Raw genomic sequence first — 16,326 nt, forward strand, 5'->3', positions numbered from 1 at the left:
GGCAGGCTCCGGTGCGGAATCCCCCCATGGCGGCCCGGCGCGTGGCTGCACTCGTGGGTGCGGTGCGTCCTGCCGTGCCCCATGACCAAGGAGCCGCAAGATGCAGCAACGTTCCCGTGTGCTGGGCGGGGCGCTGGCCGGAGTGCTGGCCGCGGCCGGCCTCGCCACCTTCGCGCCGTGGTCCTCCCAGGCCGCCCCACCCGGTGAAAAGACCGTCACCGCCACGCTGTTCGAGTGGAAGTACGCGGAGGTCGCCAAGGCCTGCCGCACTCAGCTGGGCCCGGCCGGCTACGGCTATGTCGAGGTCTCACCCGCCTCCGAGCACATCCAGGGCGACCAGTGGTGGACCTCGTACCAGCCCGTCAGCTACAAGATCGCCGGACGGCTGGGCGACCGGAGCGCGTTCGCCTCGATGGTCAGCGCCTGCCACGGCGCGGGCGTCAAGGTCATCGCCGACGCCGTCATCAACCACATGGCGGCCGGCTCCGGTACGGGCACCGGCGGCACCCGCTACAGCAAGTACCTCTACCCCGGCTCCTATCAGGACCAGGACTTCCACGGCTGCCGCAAGAGCATCTCCGACTACACCAACCGCGACGACGTCCAGAACTGCGAACTCGTCGGGCTCGCCGACCTCGACACCGGCAGCGACCACGTCCGCACCACCCTCGCCAAGTACCTCGACGACCTGCGGTCGCTGGGCGTGGACGGCTTCCGGGTGGACGCCGCCAAGCACATCTCCGCCACCGACCTCGCCGCCATCAAGGGCAAGATGAGCGACCCGGGTTACTGGGTGCAGGAGGTCATCCACGGCGCCGGCGAGGCGGTCCGGCCCGAGGAGTACACCGGCACCGGCGACGTCGACGAATTCCGCTACGGCAGTCACCTCAAGAGCGCCTTCCAGGGCGGCAATCTCGCCCAGCTCAAGTCCGTCGCGGACGGCAAGCTCCCCGGCGACAAGGCCCGCACCTTCGTCGACAACTGGGACACCGAGCGCAACGGCTCCACGCTGACCTACAAGGACGGCGCCGCCTACACCCTCGCGAATGTCTTCATGCTGGCCTCGCCCTACGGCTCACCGAACGTCTACTCCGGCTACGAGTGGACCGACAAGGACGCCGGACCGCCCGGCGGCAGCGGCGGCTGGACCAACGAACACGCCAAGCAGGCGATCACCGGGATGGTGGGCTTCCGCAACGCGGTGGGCTCGGCGGAGCTGACGGACTGGTGGGACAACGGCGGCAGCGCCCTCGCCTTCGGCCGGGGCGGCAAGGGATTCGTGGCCCTCAACAACGGGGACGCCGAGCTGCACCAGACCTTTGCCACCTCGCTGCCCGCCGGCACGTACTGCAATGTCGTCGCGGCCGCCCCGTCCTCGTGCGACGGGCACACGGTCACCGTCGGCAAGGACGGGAAGGCGCAGCTCGCGGTCCCGGCCAAGGGAGCGGTGGCGCTGCACGTCACCCGCTGAGGCGCACCCCCGAAGGCTGCTGAGGGGCCGGGCGCGTGGCCCGCTCCAGCGCCAGGAGGGCCGAGCAATAGCCTCGGCCCTCCGTTGCCTGATCCATGCCGATCTCGCACATCCGGTTCGCCGACAGATGCGCGTCGAAGTGCCGCGCCATCACCTCGGCCGCCTCCTTCGCGGTGGCCGACTCCGTCAGCTCCTTGTGCAGCATCCCGCGGTCACCGGCGAACGCGCAGCAGCCCGTGTCGTCCGGCACCACCACCTCCCGTGCACACGCCTCGGCCACCCGGCGCAGCTGTGCCTCGACCCCCAAGTGCTCCATGGAGCAGGTGGGATGGAGCACCGCGGAGCCGACCGTGCGCAGAACCTCCAGCCGCGGCAGCAGCTCCTTGGCGGCCCAGACGACCGAGTCGACGACCGTCAGCCCGGCGTGCAGCGCGGCATTGTCCGGCGTCAGATACGGCACCACCTCCTGGGCGAGACCCAGGGTGCACGAGGACGCGTCCACCACCAGCGGCAGCCTGCCGCCCGCCGTCCACCCCCAGGCCGCCTCGACGATGCGGTTGGCCATCACCACGTTGCCGCGCTGGTAGCCCTTGGAGTGCCAGATGGTGGCGCAGCAGGTCCCGGCCACGTCCGGCGGGATCCACACCGGCCGTCCCGCCCGCCGCGACACCGCCACCACCGCCTCCGGCAGCGACGGCCCCCGGTACCCCGTGGGTCCGCCGAAGATCCGGTTCACGCACGCCGGGTAGTAGACCGCGGCCGCCCCGGACCTCCGTGTCGCGGGCAGCGTACGGGCCGCCGCGCCGGGCATCCGCGGGAGCCACTCGGGCACCAGGTCGGGGCGTACGGCCTTGCGGGCGGCGCGGGTCAGTGACGCCGTCAGCCGGTCGCCGATCCGGTCGGCGGCGGCCACCGCCAGCCGAGCCGCCTGCTCGACGGCCTTGAACCGGCGGGCGGACTGTGCGGCAACCCACTCCTCGCGCGGTGAGTGGCGCCGGTGCCGGAAGTCCCTCATCAGCGCGCCGGTGTCGATCCCCACCGGGCAGGCCGGCCGGCAGAGCGAGTCGCCGGCGCAGGTGTCCACCGCGTCGTGGCCGTACGAGTCCAGCAGCGCGGTGGTGACCGGGGAGCCCGGTGGCTGCCGCGCCATCTCGCGGCGCAGCACGATCCGTTGGCGGGGCGTGGTGGTCAGATCCCCGCTGGGGCAGGCCGGCTCGCAAAAGCCGCACTCGATGCAGGGGTCGGCGAGGGCCTCCGTCTCCGGGATGGTCTTCAGCCCGCGCAGGTGTGCCCGCGGATCGCGGTCGAGCAGGATGCGCGGAGCCAGAATGCCGTGCGGGTCCACGGTCTGCTTGATCCGCCACATCAACTGCGTTGCCCGCGGCCCCCATTCGAGCTCCAGGAAGGGTGCGATGTTCCGCCCGGTGGCGTGCTCCGCCTTCAGCGATCCGTCGAAGCGCCGGACGGTCAGCTGGCAGAACGCGTCCATGAAGGCGGCGTAGCGCGCCACCTCGGCCGGCTTCGCCGCGTCGAAGGCGAGCAGGAAATGCAGATTGCCGTGTGCGGCATGGCCCGCGACCGCCGCCTCGAAGCCGTGCCGCGCCTGCAGCTCCAGCAAGGCCGTACAGGCTTCGGCGAGCCGGTCCGGCGGTACCGCGAAGTCCTCGGTGATCAGCGTCGTACCGGACGGCCGACTCCCGCCCACCGCGGTCACGAACGCCTTGCGGGCCTTCCAGTAGCCGCCGATGACCGCCGGATCCCGGGTGAAGGCGTTGGTGACGGACGCGACCGGAGCGACCAGCTCCAACTCCGGCAGCACCTGTGCCGCGGCGCGCTCGTACGCCTCCTGGGCGGCCTCGTCGGATGCCCGGAACTCCACCAGCAGCGCGGTGGTCTCCTTGGGCAGCGCCGCCCAGTCGGCCGGGACCCCCGCCACGCGCACCGAGGCGCGCAGCGTATTGCCGTCCATCAGCTCCACGGCCCGCGCACCCGCCTCGTTGAACCGCGGTACGGCCGCGGCCGCGGCACTCAGTGTGGGGAAGAACAGCAGCGCGCCGGAGGTGCGGCGGTCCAGCGGCAGGGTGTCGAAGACCGTCTCGGCGATGAAGCCGAGGGTGCCCTCGGAGCCGACCGTCAGCCCGCGCAGGATCTCCACCGGCGTCGCGCCGTCGAGGAAGGCGTCCAGGCGGTAACCGTTGGTGTTCTTGATCCGGTACTTGGCGCGGATCCGGGCCACCAGCTCCCCATCCGCCTCGATCTCCGCCTTCAGCGCCAGCAGGCCCGCGCACAGCGCCGGCTCGGCGTGCGCCAGTTCCGCGTCGGCGTCCGGCTGCGCGGTGTCCACGACCGTGCCCGACGGCAGTACGAGGGTGACCGAGGCCAGCGTCCGGTAGGAGTTACGGGTGATGCCGGCCGTCATCCCGGAGGCGTTGTTGGCGACCACACCGCCCAGGGTGCAGGCGACGGCGCTGGCCGGATCGGGCCCGAGCAGCCGGCCGTAGCGGGCCAGGGTGGTGTTGGCGCGCAGCACGGTCGTGCCCGGCCCGATCCGGGCGCGGGCGCCGTTGTCGAGCACCTGGATCCCGCTCCAGTGCCGGCGGACGTCGACGAGGATGTCCTCGCCCTGGGCCTGGCCGTTGAGCGAGGTCCCGGCGGCCCGGAAGACGATGTTGCGGCCCTTGCCATGGGCGTAGGAGAAGACCGCGGAGATGTCGTCGAGGTCCTCGGCCACCACCACGACCTGCGGGACGAAGCGGTACGGGCTGGCGTCGGAGGCGTAGCGGACCAGGTCGGAGACCTTGTGGAGCACCTTGTCCGGGCCGAGCAGCGCGATCAGTTCGCCGCGCAGCGGCTCGGGGGTGCCAAAGGCCCGTCGGCCTGCCACCCGGTCGTGCGTGGGGCTGCCGGTGGCGGTGGGGCGCAGGGTCTGTGGGTCCGGCTCCAGCAGGGGCATGGCGGCATTCCTCCGGTTGACTCCGCGTCAGCTCGGTCCGGTCGGTCCGGTCGGTCCGGTCGGTCCGGTCAGTCCTGTCGTTCCGGTCGATGCGGTCGATGCGGATCGTCGACCAGGGTGGACAGCAGGCCGCCGAGCACCTCGCGCTGATCGGCGGTCAGTGGGGCCAGGATCTCCTCCGCCGCGGCCCGCCGCGCGCTGCGCAACGCGCGCAGCGTGGACCGGCCGGTGTCGGTCAGCTCGATCCGTACCACCCGGCGGTTGGCCGGATCGGGTACCCGGCGCACCGCGCCATGCGCCTCCAGTGCGTCCACCAGGGTGGTCACCGCCCGCGGTACGACCTCCAGCCGCTCGGCGAGGTCGGCCATCCGCGGCGGGGTGTCGCGGTAGTGGTCGACGATCCGCAGCAGCCGGGACTGTGCGGGGGTGAAGACGAGGTCCAGGTGTTCCAGGTGATGTTTCTGGGCGCGGTGCATCCGGCGGGTCAGCCGTACCAGTTGCTCGGCGAGGTTGGTGGTGCTGATCGTCGGCTCGGGGGAGGGCATGGCGCGAGGATAGCGGATGACAGGACTTCATTCATTGTGAGCCTAGGTAACAATGAGCTAAGCTCCACGTTGCTTGTCCCGCATCTGCCGTCCGTAGTTTCCGCCCGTCCGTAGTTTCCACCCGTCCGTAGTTCCCGGCCGTCCGTAGTTTCCGCCCCGCCAATCCGCCCCCTCGAAGGAGCCCATGCGCAGCGACGAACCCCAGTGGACCCCACCGCCCAAGGACCCCGAAAAGCCGGTCCAGCTGCGGCGGATCCTCGCGCTCTTCCGCCCCTACCGCGCCCGGCTGGCCCTCGTCGGCCTGCTCGTCGGCGCCTCCTCGCTGGTCTCGGTCGCCTCTCCCTTTCTCCTCCGCGAGATCCTGGACGTGGCGATACCCGGCCGGCGCACCGGACTGCTGACCCTGCTCGCCCTCGGCATGATCGCCACCGCCGTCACCACCAGCGTCTTCGGCGTCCTGCAGACCCTGCTGTCCACGACGGTCGGCCAGCGCGTCATGCACGATCTGCGCACCGCCGTCTACGCCAAACTCCAGCAGATGCCGCTGGCCTTCTTCACCCGCACCCGCACCGGCGAGGTCCAGTCCCGGATCGCCAACGACATCGGCGGCATGCAGGCGACGGTCACCTCCACCGCCACCTCCCTGGTCTCCAACCTGACCTCCGTCATCGCCACCGTCTGCGCGATGCTCGCCCTCGACTGGCGGCTGACCGTCGTCTCGCTGCTGCTGCTTCCGCTCTTCGTCTGGATCAGCCGCCGGGTCGGCAACGAACGCAAGAAGATCACCACCCGGCGGCAGAAGCAGATGGCCGTGATGTCCGCGATGGTCACCGAGTCCCTCTCGGTCAGCGGCATTCTGCTCGGCCGCACGATGGGCCGCGCCGACTCCCTCACCGAGAACTTCGCCGACGAGTCCGAGCGCCTGGTCGACCTGGAGGTCCGCGCCAATATGGCCGGCCGCTGGCGGATGGCCACCATCGGGATCGTCATGGCCGCCATGCCCGCGCTGATCTACTGGGCGGCGGGCATGGTCCTCCAGCTCGGCGGCCCGGTCTTCTCGCTCGGCACCCTGGTCGCCTTCGTCTCGCTCCAGCAGGGCCTGCTGCGGCCGACCGTCTCGCTGCTGACCACCGGCGTACAGATGCAGACGTCGCTGGCGCTCTTCCAGCGCATCTTCGAGTACCTCGATCTGCCGGTCGCCATCACCGAGCCCGCCGAGCCGGTCCGCCTCCCGGCGCCGCGTGGCGAGGTCCGCTTCGAGAACGTCCGGTTCTGCTACGACCCCGAGGCCGCCCCCACCCTCGACGGCATCGACCTGACCGTCCCGGCCGGCGGCAGCCTCGCCGTCGTCGGCCCCACCGGCAGCGGCAAGAGCACCCTGAGCTACCTCGTACCGCGGCTCTACGACGTGACCGAAGGCCGGGTCACCCTCGACGGCACGGACGTCCGTGACCTCGACTTCGACACCCTCGCCCGCTCGGTCGGCGTGGTCTCCCAGGAGACCTACCTCTTCCACGCCTCGGTCGTCGACAACCTCCGCTTCGCCAAGCCCGACGCCACCGAAGACGAGATCATCCGCGCCGCCAGGGCCGCCCAGATCCACGACCACATCGCGGCCCTCCCCGACGGCTACGACACCCTCGTCGGCGAGCGCGGCTACCGCTTCTCCGGCGGCGAGAAACAGCGCCTCGCCATCGCCCGCACCATCCTGCGCGACCCGCCCGTCCTGGTCTTGGACGAAGCGACCAGCGCCCTGGACACCCGCACCGAACACGCCGTACAGCAGGCCATCGACGAGCTGTCCGCGGGCCGCACTACCCTCACCATCGCCCACCGCCTCTCCACGGTCCGCGACGCGGACCAGATCGTCGTGCTGGACGCCGGCCGGATCGCCGAGCGCGGCACGCACGACGAGCTGCTCGCCGCCGACGGGCACTATGCGGCGTTGGTACGGCGTGACGCACACCTCACCCCCGCGGACGATCAGGTGATGGCCCCGTAAGTGACCCACGGGTAAGGTCGAACGCGCGGCGGCCAGTTCACTGGTCGGGGTGGCCGCCGCACCCACTCTCCGGCCGCCGGCCTGCGGGCTTCCCACCCGCCGTCCTTCCTGTCCTGCGCTGCCTCCGCCCGTCCGATCAGGGAGCTCTCCGTGACAGCTGACGACCGTTCCGCCCGCACGCTGGCCCGTCTGCTGGCGGGGATGGGGACCCTCCACTTCCTCGCACCGAAGCCGTTCGACGCGATCGTGCCCCGGCGACTGCCCGGTAGCCCCCGCGCCTGGACGTACGCCAGCGGCGTCGCCGAACTCGCCGTCGCCGCCGCCGTTGCCCTGCCGCGCACCCGCCGGGCCGGCGCGCTGGCCGCGGCCGGCCTGTTCGCCGCGGTCTTCCCGGCCAATCTCAAGATGGCCCACGACTGGCGGCACCGCCCGGCGCCGCTCAAGGCCGTGGCCTACGCCCGCCTGCCCGGCCAGCTCCCACTGATCGGCTGGGCCCTGCACACCGCCAGCGCAGCCCGCGAGACCGGGCCCGCACCGCGCCCGTAGCGCCTACGCCGCGCGGTATGACCGCGCACCAGGATCACCAGGATCACCAGGATCACCGGGGTTACCGGGGTCACCGGGGTTACCGGGGTCACCTGGGTCACCTGGGTCACCAGGACCACCTGGAGCTCCCGCAGTTCGAGCTCGGCTTCCCTGGGCCATTGCGCGACCGGCTGGTCTTCGCTGTGCTCTCCGGCGCCAAGACCGCCACCACCGGTCTGCTGACCGAATACGAGCGTGGCGACGCGCCGCTGCCGTCCGCCGGTCAACGGTCGGTCGTACCCGACTCCGCCGGCCGGCCGGTGGCCGTGATCGAGCTGAGCGGGGTACGGCTGGTGCGGCTGGCAGAGGTCGACCGGGCGCATGCGGAAGCCGAGGGTGAGGGCCACACCACGGTGGCTACCTGGCGGGCCGCCCACGAGGCCTTCTGGCACGGCCCGGACCTGCGCAAGGAGCTCGGAGAACCGGATTTCGCCGTCGACGACGACACCCCGGTCGTGCTCGAAAGCTTCCGGGTCGTCGAGCGCCTGGAGAGCGGGAGCGTGTCCGCTCAAGACAGGTGAGACGGACGGAGGCAGGGGCTGCACCGCGCGTCGGCGGTCCTGCGGAAACGGCCCGCGCACGCGGCCGTGCGCCGGTCCCTCGCGGAGTCATCGCCGGTACGGTGGACCTCCGCCACGGGCCTGCGCCCGTCTCTTCGGATTGCGAGATGTCCGATGAACCAGACTGCAGCAGACACTTATCTGGCCGCGGCGGTGGTGGTGCACGATGCTCGTGTGCTGATCGTGCGCCGTAGCTACCGCGAACGTTTTCTGCCCGGCGCGTGGGGCGTGCCGTGCGGGAAGCTCGATCGAGGGGAGTCCGCCGAGAGCGGCGCCTTGCGCGAGCTGAAGGAAGAGACCGGGATCCTCGGCACCATCGTCGAGCACACCGGATCCTCCGGCTTCCTGAGCGACTATCAGGGCCGCCGGGTCCACAATCACCAGGAGAACTTCATCGTCCGCCCCCGGACGCTGGATGTCGTACTGCCCAGCGCGGATCAGGCCTATGCGTGGGCACGGCCCGCCGAGCTGGCCGGGATCGGGGTGGACGCCTACAACCTCGGGGTGATCCGCCAGGCGCTCGGCGGCCGGCTCGACGCCGCGGGGATCCGTGCCATGACGGCCCGCTTCGGGCGCCTGGCGCCGCCTCCTTTCAGTAGCCCAAAGAGCCTGCCAGAGAGTCGAGTCCGGCAAGGTAGACGGCCGGTGACAGCGGAGTCTTGGGCGGCGGATCCGCCCGCTCGGCGCCACCGGCCCGGAGGGCGGCGCTGATCCGGTCGTTGCCGCTGTCCGTGGCGGAGCCGTTCGTAATGGATCCGCCGTCCGTGACGGAGCTGCTGTCCGTGGCGGAGCTGCTGTCCGTGGCGGCGTTGCTCGTGATGCGGTTGCCGTTCCTGACGTAGACATCGGTCACCGACCGCTGTGGGGCGGTCTCCAGGAACAGCGTCACCGTCGGCTCCTCGCTCACCACCCGGTGCAGGGTATGGGGGGCCAGGCCGTAGCTCCGACCGGGGCCGTAGCGCTCCGTACACATGAGCCGCAGGCGTGCGTCCCCGACCCGCCGGAGCCGCCAGGCGCCGCCGGGGCCGTCGATCGTCTCCCGGTAGGCGGTCGCGGGCACGCCGTTCGCGGCCGTTTCGTAGCACTCCATCCGGACGCGGCCCCGCACCACCGCCGAGGCGATCGCGCACCGGTGGTTGTGGATGTCCTCGGGGGCCCCGCCGGTCCTGCCGTGCCAGAAATGGACCCGCAGCATGAACCGCGGCGCCCCGGCCAGCAGCAACAGTTTGTCGAAGCCCAGCACATGGCGGTACGAGAGCCGGGTGCACTCCGCCAGGTCCAGATCGCCGGCGGATAGCCGGCGCACCAGCGGGCCGAGCGAGTCCGGGTGTGCCAGTTGGGCGGTCACTGCGCGTGCCGACTCGGGCGACGGCGGCCCCGGCCCGCCGCTCAGCCGTTCCGCCAGCAGCCTCCGGGCTTCCTCGACCTGCATGAGTCCGACTCCTCTTCGCCGCCCCCGACCGTTGCTCCGCTGCTCACCACGCCCGTGGCCCCTCAAGCCGTCCCGACCACCTCGGTTCGGCCATCCCGGCTCGACACCCCGGCTCGACACCCCGGTTCGACCACTCCGGCTCGATCACCCTGACTCGATCCCCCCCGCTCCTGACCCGGCACCGGCACCGGCACCGGCCCTGAGCGTCATCACGCCCCGGGCGGCCCGCCTCTCGGAACCCGGGCGTCGCCTCATGGCCGGTAGACCATCAACGCATGCCGCCGCAGCACCGAAAGGCCCTGATACGACATCCACACCGGGTGTCCCATGGGCCCGTCGTCCCACCGCCACACCCCGCCCCGCTGCAGGCCGTGGACCCGCGCCACGGCAGTGGTCAGCTGCGCCTCCCACGCCGGCAGCCCCACTTCCTCGGCCGCGACCTTGCGGGCTCCGTCCGTCATCAGCGCACGAGCCACCCATGCGGCGGCGAAATGCCGCACCGACAGCAGCTCTTGATGCAGCGGATCCTCCTGGTCCGGCCGCCTTACCTCTTCCTGGCAGTTCTGCAGATCGGTCAGGCCACCCGTCGGCGTCGCCGGGCCGGCCAGCAGCCAGCGCAGCCCCTCCTCGCGCACCGTACGCTGCCGCTCGTCCTCGCCCAGCACGCATGCGGCCCGGTCCAGCGCCACCACCGCCCGCGCGGTGTGCGCCGCGGACGGTGCCGGGTTGCCGCGGCCGGTGGCCAGCGCCGTGCCCCAGCAGCGGTGGTTGCCGCGCGCCGGGTCGGCCGTGGCGCCATGGACCAGCACCTCGCGCAGCCCGTCCAGCGCGGTGGCGCCGGGTGCCGCCCGCAGCAGTCCGCGCAGAACATTCGTCACGACATAGGTGTTGGCCAGCCCGGATGCGTCATGGTCGGGGTTCCACAGCACCTCGCAGGAGCGTATTTCGGCCTCCAGCAGTCGCGGATCGGCGCCGGCCCGCGCCAGCGCACCCAGCACGATCGCGGACACCTCGGGCCGCGCCCCGCTGCCCTGGGAACGGGCGGCCCATCCGCCGCCGGGAAGCCGCAGCCGCCACAGCGTCTCGGCCACCTGCCCCGCCCGTATGCGGCCGTCGTACGGCGCGATGTCGAGCAGCAGATGCAGCCCGTACGCCGTACCGAACGCCGTCGGATGCACCGGTGGATCGTTCTCCGCGAGAGAGTGCGGCCATCCGGTGAGCGGTCCGTGCCCGCTCACCTCGATCACCGAGAGGCCGCGCCGCAGAGCCTGGTACGTGCCGTCGCTCAGCTCGGGGAGTGATCCGGCGGGCAGGGGTGTGTGGCCGGTCGGTGCTGCTGCGACGGCGTCCGTGGCCGCCGCCCGCGTCCGCAGCAGGGCCGCGGCCAGCCACACCACCGCGCCGACGCCGGCGCCGGCGGTCGCCGCCACGCAGTAACGCGCCGCCTCGCCCCCGAGGTTCTGCGGCAGGATTCCCAGCAGCGTCTGGAACACGGCGAACGCCGCGGCCGGGACGCCCAGCCGCCCCAGCCACGTCAGCAGCCGGGAGGGGGCGGAGTTTGACGGAGCGGGGAGAGGCGGCCGTCCGGGATCCGGTGCGGGTAAACGGCCGGCCGTCCCGGAACGCCGTGGTGGTAAGCGGCCGGCCGCGCCGGAACGCCGTGGTGGTAAGCCCTGCCGCAGCACCATCTGCTCCCTCCCACCCCCGGGCGCGCACCCCGCACCGCGTGTGCGAAAGGCATCCCGATCAGTGTAGGAATCCCCACTGACAACGGGGTCGCACACCTGTCGCAGCCCTCCGTGGCCGCGGTCGCCCCGCTCAGTCCGCTTCCTGTGCCGCCGCCAGCAGAATCACCTCCAGCGTCCGCGGCCCGTGCACCCCCTCCACCCGGTCGAGTTCGATGTCGCTGGTCGCGGACGGGCCGGAGATCCAGGTCAGCGGGCGGTCCGGTGCCACCCGCGGCAGCGCCTCCGGCACCGAGCCGACCACCTGGTCAGGGACCCGGACGACACAGAGGTGGTGGTCCGGCACCAGTGTGATCCGGCGCCTGCCCTGGCCGGGGCCCGCATCCAGGATCAGGGTGCCGGTCTCCGCGATGGCCACCGCACAGCCGGTCAGCACACTGTCCACGAGGTCGAGTTCGCGGGCCGTGCTCGATGCGAGGTCCTGGACGAGGGCGACGTCGGTGCCGGTCGTCCATGAGACATCCAGGCCCGGCGGCACCAGCACCGACCGCGCCCCGCGCTCCGCCAGCAGCCGGCCGATCAGCCCGGGCAGCCCCTCGGTATCGGTGCGGTGCACGATCGCCCGGTAGTCCGCGAGATTCTCCGCGAGCAGATCCACGGCCTGCGCGCGCGTCCGGGACCCGTGCACCCGGTGGTAGTCCCGTGCCACCGGCGGACCGCCCGGTCCCTCGCCGGCCGGCACATCCGCCAGCGCCTGCCGCACCCGCGCCAACACCACGTCCCGGCTGCTCACTTGGCGTCTCCTCGCTGCTCCGACGACGTATCGGACCCCGACGACGTATCGGACCCCGACGACGTATCGGACCCCGACGACGTATCGGACCCCGATGGCGTATCGGGCCCCGATGAAGTGCCGGGCCCCGACGATGTATCGGGTTCCGGCGAAGTGCCGGGCTCCGACGATGTACCGGGCCCCGACGACGTACCGCGGGTGCGCTGCCACCAGTCGCGGAAGGACTCGGCCGGCACCTCGGGCAGATCGCGGGTCTGCGACCAGGCGCGGCCCGGTCCCGGCAGCCGCCGTGGATGCAGCCGGCGGGTGCGAGCCGCCAGCCGCATCCCGGCACGCAGCGCGCCCGGGTGATCGAAGACCCAGCCCGCCGCGCGCATCGCGGCCCGCTCCGCGGCATGCCCCCTGGCCGGTTTGAGAACGGTGCGCCCCCCGCCCAGGGTGACCGGGCCGCCCTCCACGACCCGTTCCCGCAGATGCACCAGCACCTCGGGGATGTCGATGGCGACCGGGCACACCTCGTAGCAGGCCCCGCACAGCGACGAGGCATACGGCAGCGACGCCTCCAAGGGCCCTGCCAGTCCCCGCAGTTGCGGGGTGAGGATGGCGCCGATCGGGCCGGGGTAGGGCGAGCCGTACGCATGCCCGCCGGCCCGCTCGTACACCGGGCAGACGTTCAGACACGCCGAGCAGCGGATGCAGCGCAGCGCCTGCCGTCCGACGGTATCGGCGAGGGTGTCGGTGCGCCCGTTGTCGAGCAGCACCAGATGGAAGGTCTGCGGCCCGTCGCCTTCCGTGGTGCCCGTCCATGTGGAGGTGTACGGGTTCATCCGCTCGGCAGTGGAGGAACGGGGCAGCAACTGCAGAAAGATCTCCAGGTCCTGCCAGCTGGGCACCACCTTCTCGATGCCGACGACGGAGATCAGTGTCTCGGGGAGGGTCAGACACATCCGGCCATTGCCCTCGGACTCCACGACGACCAGGGTGCCGGTCTCCGCGACCATGAAGTTGGCCCCCGAGATCCCGACCTTCACGGACAGAAACTTCTCCCGCAGATGCAGCCGCGCCGCCTCGGCGAGCTCGGCGGGGGAGTCGGCCAGCCCTTCGGGTGCCGGACGGCCCCAAGAGGCCATCTCACGGCGGAAGATGTCGCGGATCTCGGAGCGGTTGCGGTGGATTGCCGGGACCAGGATGTGCGAGGGCAGATCATGGCCGAGCTGCACGATCAGCTCGGCCAGATCCGTCTCGTACGCGCGGATACCGGCCCCGGCCAGGGCCTCGTTGAGCCCGATCTCCGCAGTCGCCATCGACTTGACCTTGACGACCTCCGTCTCGCCGGTCTCCCGCACCAGCCGGGTGACGATCCGGTTGGCCTCGTCCGCGTCGACCGCCCAGTGAACCTGCCCGCCCGCGGCGCTGACCGCGGCCTCCAACTGCTCCAGATAGTGGTCGAGATGGCGCAGCGTACGGTCCTTCACCGCGGCGCCCGCGGCCCGCAGCTCCGCCCAGTCGTCCAGCTCCGCCACGGCCTTGGCCCGTTTGTCGCGGATGGTGTGGGTGGCATGGGTGAGGTTGGCGCGCAGCCGGGTGTCGCGGGTGGAGGTGGCAGCGGCCCGGGGGAAGGCCGGCATGCCCAGGTAGGTGCCGCTCACCACACGCTCCCTTCCGTACTGGCCAGGATCTCGGCGATATGGACCGGGCGGACGGCTGCGCCCTGGCGGGTGAGGGTGCCGCCGATGTGCAGCAGACAGGAGTTGTCGAGCGTGCAGACCGCCTCGGCACCGGTGGAGAGGATGTGGCGGACCTTGTCGGCGCCCATCGCCGCCGAGACCGCCGGGTTCTTCACCGCGAAGGTGCCGCCGAACCCGCAGCACTCCTCGGCGCCCGGCAGCTCCCGCAGCTCCAGCCCCTCGACGTGCTCCAGCAACCGCCGCGGCCGGTCGCCCAGCCCCAGCATCCGCAGACCGTGACAAGTGGGGTGGTAGGTGACGGTATGCGGGAAAGAGGCACCGACATCCTCCACCTTCAGTACATCCACCAGAAACTCGGTCAGCTCGTACATCTTGGGCACTGCGACCGCCGCCGCGTCGACGAGTCCCCGGCCGCGCCCCTCGGCGGCCGCCTTCGCCCCGATCCGCGGGTAGTTGTCCCGCACCATCGCCGCACACGAACCGGACGGGGTGACCACGTACTCGTAGTCCTTGAACGCCCGGTCGAAGCGGCGCATCAGCGGCTCGGTCGCATGCCGGTATCCGGTGTTGAACTGCGGCTGGCCACAGCAGCTCTGCTCGACGGGGAAGCCGACCTCCACCCCCAGCCGCTCCAGCAGTGCCACCACCGCCTGCCCCGTCCGCGGATGGAGCAGGTCGTTGATACAGGTGACGAACAGTGCTACGCGCACGTTGCCCTCTCCTTTCGGCTGCCTTTCGGTTGTCACAGCCTCTGGCGGCCACCCGCTTCCGCGGTACATGATCACCTGGCGGCTCATCCTGCCCCAGCAGCAGGCCAACGAGAAGAACCAGGAGCGGAGGACCATGTCGAGTGCCGAGCACATAGCCAAGGATCAGGCACCGAACGGTGCCCGCCAGCCGTCACGGCTGCGGCAACTGGCCGCCGCCTCGATCGGCAACGCCGTCGAGTGGTACGACTGGTACGCCTACTCCTTCCTCGCGGTCTACTTCGCGGGACAGGTCTTCCCCCAGGGCGCCGGCAATTCCCTGGTGCCGCTCCTCTCCACCTTCGCCGTCTTCGCGGTCGGCTTCTTCATGCGCCCGGTCGGCGGACTGCTGATGGGCGCGATCGCCGACCGCCGCGGCCGGCGGACCGCACTGACGCTGACCATCCTGCTGATGGGCGGTGGCAGCCTGCTGGTCGCGCTCACCCCCACCTACGCGGCCACCGGCCTGCTGGCACCCTTCGTCCTGGTCATCGCCCGTCTGGTGCAGGGCCTGTCGGTGGGCGGCGAGTTCGCGGCCTCCACGACCTTCCTGGTGGAATCGGCGGGACCGGGCAGGCGCGGCCTGTTCTCCAGCTTCCAGTACGTGTCCACGACCCTCGGCCAGCTCCTGGCCTCCGGGACCGCGGCGCTGCTCGTGGCGCTGCTCACCGAGCGCCAGATGGGGCAGTGGGGCTGGCGGGTACCGTTCCTCGTCGGCGCACTGCTGAGCCTGCTGGGGCTGTGGATCCGGCGTGGCGCCCAGGAGACACGAAGCCTCGAACAGCGGGCGGCCGACCGGCCCGGCCTCTTCGAGGCGCTGCGCCGCCACCCCCGCCAGTCCCTGCTCATCTGCGGTATCACCGCGGGCGGCACCATCGCCTACTACACCTGGACGACCTACCTGCCCACCTACGCGCAGGTCAACGCGGGCTTCGACAAGGGCGATGCACTCACCGTCGGCACCCTCTCGCTCGCCTTCTTCGCCCTGCTCCAGCCACTGGGTGGCATGCTCTCGGACCGCATCGGCCGCAAACCACTGCTGCTCGGCTTCTCGCTGGGCTTCGCCGTCCTCGCGGTACCGCTGCTGCACCTGGTCACCGACGCCTTCTTCTCGCTGCTGCTGGTGCAGTGCGCGGGCATGGTGCTGCTCACCGGCTACACCGCGGTCGCCGCGGCCGTGAACGTCGAGGTGTTCCCCGCGCGGGTGCGTGCCGCCGGTATCGGCTTCCCGTACTCGCTCACCGTGGCCCTCTTCGGCGGCACGGCCCCCTACGTCGGCACCTGGTTCAAGCAGGCCGGCCACGCCGACCTCTTTCCCTGGTATGTGGCCGCGCTGTGCCTCGTCTCGTTCCTCGTCTATCTGACGCTTCCGGAGACTTCCCGGCAGAGGCTGGAGAAGTAGCCGGGCGGGAACGCGGGAAGGGGGATCACAGGGGCCGGGCCAAAGGGTCGGGATGGGGGAACGGGAACACGGAAAAGCGCCGCCCCTCCCGGGACGGGGAGGGGCGGCGCCTTGGGGATGAGGTCTGTCAGACGAGCCAACCCACGAGGTGGAGGACGTGGGCCAAGAGAGCGGTGAGGATGTCCATCGGGATCTTCTCCTTGAAGTTGTGGGACTCAACTCTCCGGATCAGCAAGGGGTTTGAGCCGGAGGCGTGGTAACGGTCTGCAGCCCGCCGCTCGCGCCCCGTCATCATCGCTCGTTGCTAAGAGTCAATTGAAGCCCTTCCCTTTTCGATCATGTGCACCGGTGAACAGGTGCTCACGGGATCATCCGTTCGCCTGAAGGTGTGCGGGGAGAGGTCCATGGGGAGGGCGGTTGTGGTGTTTTTCCGCATGGACGCTCCGGCGGGTCGGGTCCCGGAC

The 16,326-nt window shown here is 71.4% G+C and carries 13 protein-coding genes; 6 read left to right on the forward strand and 7 right to left on the reverse strand.

The features are described from left to right. The first annotated feature begins 100 nt into the window (after positions 1 to 100). On the forward strand, positions 101 to 1,471 hold the full coding sequence (locus ACF088_RS14010) for an alpha-amylase family protein (protein WP_392375947.1): 1,371 nt from the start codon (positions 101 to 103) through the stop codon (positions 1,469 to 1,471). On the opposite strand, the gene ACF088_RS14015 is transcribed toward ACF088_RS14010, so the two are convergent. Together ACF088_RS14015 and ACF088_RS14020 are read right to left on the reverse strand one after the other, a co-directional pair. After that, on the reverse strand, positions 1,461 to 4,424 hold the full coding sequence (locus tag ACF088_RS14015; protein ID WP_392375948.1) for an FAD-binding and (Fe-S)-binding domain-containing protein: 2,964 nt from the start codon (positions 4,422 to 4,424) through the stop codon (positions 1,461 to 1,463). The two genes, ACF088_RS14010 and ACF088_RS14015, sit on opposite strands and share 11 nt — an antisense overlap. 68 nt (positions 4,425 to 4,492) lie before the next feature. Further along, positions 4,493 to 4,969: a MarR family winged helix-turn-helix transcriptional regulator gene (locus tag ACF088_RS14020; RefSeq protein ID WP_392375950.1), complete on the reverse strand. Its 477-nt coding sequence runs from the start codon at positions 4,967 to 4,969 to the stop codon at positions 4,493 to 4,495. A gap of 184 nt (positions 4,970 to 5,153) precedes the next feature. Here ACF088_RS14020 and ACF088_RS14025 point away from each other — a divergent pair, with 184 nt between their 5' ends. The 4 genes from ACF088_RS14025 to ACF088_RS14040 all read left to right on the forward strand — a co-directional run bounded on the left by ACF088_RS14025 (position 5,154) and on the right by ACF088_RS14040 (position 8,827). Then, entirely contained in the window at positions 5,154 to 6,971 is a 1,818-nt protein-coding gene (locus ACF088_RS14025) for an ABC transporter ATP-binding protein (RefSeq protein WP_392375951.1), read from the forward strand. A 150-nt stretch (positions 6,972 to 7,121) separates the two neighbouring features. Then, positions 7,122 to 7,517, forward strand: a complete 396-nt coding sequence (locus ACF088_RS14030) for a hypothetical protein (RefSeq protein WP_392375952.1) — start codon at positions 7,122 to 7,124, stop codon at positions 7,515 to 7,517. 17 nt (positions 7,518 to 7,534) lie between these two features. Next, positions 7,535 to 8,077, forward strand: a complete 543-nt coding sequence (locus tag ACF088_RS14035; protein WP_392375953.1) for an ASCH domain-containing protein — start codon at positions 7,535 to 7,537, stop codon at positions 8,075 to 8,077. A gap of 153 nt (positions 8,078 to 8,230) precedes the next feature. Then, positions 8,231 to 8,827 carry an NUDIX domain-containing protein gene (locus ACF088_RS14040; RefSeq protein ID WP_392375954.1) on the forward strand — a complete coding sequence of 199 codons (597 nt, stop codon included), beginning with the start codon at positions 8,231 to 8,233 and terminating at the stop codon, positions 8,825 to 8,827. Here ACF088_RS14040 and ACF088_RS14045 read toward each other — a convergent pair. The 5 genes from ACF088_RS14045 to ACF088_RS14065 form a co-directional block, all read right to left on the reverse strand. Continuing rightward, positions 8,709 to 9,548, reverse strand: a complete 840-nt coding sequence (locus ACF088_RS14045; RefSeq protein WP_392375956.1) for a hypothetical protein — start codon at positions 9,546 to 9,548, stop codon at positions 8,709 to 8,711. The two genes, ACF088_RS14040 and ACF088_RS14045, sit on opposite strands and share 119 nt — an antisense overlap. A gap of 251 nt (positions 9,549 to 9,799) precedes the next feature. Further along, complete coding sequence (locus ACF088_RS14050; RefSeq protein ID WP_392375957.1) at positions 9,800 to 11,041, reverse strand: hypothetical protein; 1,242 nt, start codon at positions 11,039 to 11,041, stop codon at positions 9,800 to 9,802. A gap of 325 nt (positions 11,042 to 11,366) precedes the next feature. After that, the gene (locus ACF088_RS14055; protein ID WP_392375958.1) at positions 11,367 to 12,026 is read right to left on the reverse strand and encodes a lactate utilization protein C; all 660 of its coding nucleotides are present in this window, start codon (positions 12,024 to 12,026) and stop codon (positions 11,367 to 11,369) included. Next, positions 12,023 to 13,675, reverse strand: coding sequence for a lactate utilization protein B (locus ACF088_RS14060; protein ID WP_392375959.1), 1,653 nt, complete (start codon positions 13,673 to 13,675; stop codon positions 12,023 to 12,025). Before ACF088_RS14060 ends, ACF088_RS14055 begins: the two co-directional genes overlap by 4 nt. After that, positions 13,672 to 14,424, reverse strand: coding sequence for a (Fe-S)-binding protein (locus tag ACF088_RS14065; RefSeq protein WP_392375960.1), 753 nt, complete (start codon positions 14,422 to 14,424; stop codon positions 13,672 to 13,674). The genes ACF088_RS14060 and ACF088_RS14065 overlap by 4 nt, the downstream gene beginning before the upstream one ends. 133 nt (positions 14,425 to 14,557) lie before the next feature. On the opposite strand from ACF088_RS14065, the gene ACF088_RS14070 reads away from it, so the two are divergent. Further along, positions 14,558 to 15,862, forward strand: coding sequence for an MFS transporter (locus tag ACF088_RS14070; protein ID WP_392376028.1), 1,305 nt, complete (start codon positions 14,558 to 14,560; stop codon positions 15,860 to 15,862). The last annotated feature ends 464 nt before the right edge of the window (positions 15,863 to 16,326 follow it).

The organism is Streptomyces sp. NPDC015125 (assembly GCF_043080045.1).
In the GTDB taxonomy this organism is placed as follows: domain Bacteria; phylum Actinomycetota; class Actinomycetes; order Streptomycetales; family Streptomycetaceae; genus Streptomyces.

Excerpts from the sequence above, each read along its gene's own strand:
- ACF088_RS14015 (WP_392375948.1), bottom strand. The coding sequence starts at position 4,424 with ATGCCCCTGCTGGAGCCGGACCCACAGACCCTGCGCCCCACCGCCACC.
- ACF088_RS14070 (WP_392376028.1), top strand. The coding sequence starts at position 14,558 with ATGTCGAGTGCCGAGCACATAGCCAAGGATCAGGCACCGAACGGTGCC.
- ACF088_RS14035 (WP_392375953.1), top strand. The coding sequence starts at position 7,535 with ATGACCGCGCACCAGGATCACCAGGATCACCAGGATCACCGGGGTTAC.
- ACF088_RS14025 (WP_392375951.1), top strand. The coding sequence starts at position 5,154 with ATGCGCAGCGACGAACCCCAGTGGACCCCACCGCCCAAGGACCCCGAA.
- ACF088_RS14010 (WP_392375947.1), top strand. The coding sequence starts at position 101 with ATGCAGCAACGTTCCCGTGTGCTGGGCGGGGCGCTGGCCGGAGTGCTG.
- ACF088_RS14045 (WP_392375956.1), bottom strand. The coding sequence starts at position 9,548 with ATGCAGGTCGAGGAAGCCCGGAGGCTGCTGGCGGAACGGCTGAGCGGC.
- ACF088_RS14040 (WP_392375954.1), top strand. The coding sequence starts at position 8,231 with ATGAACCAGACTGCAGCAGACACTTATCTGGCCGCGGCGGTGGTGGTG.
- ACF088_RS14020 (WP_392375950.1), bottom strand. The coding sequence starts at position 4,969 with ATGCCCTCCCCCGAGCCGACGATCAGCACCACCAACCTCGCCGAGCAA.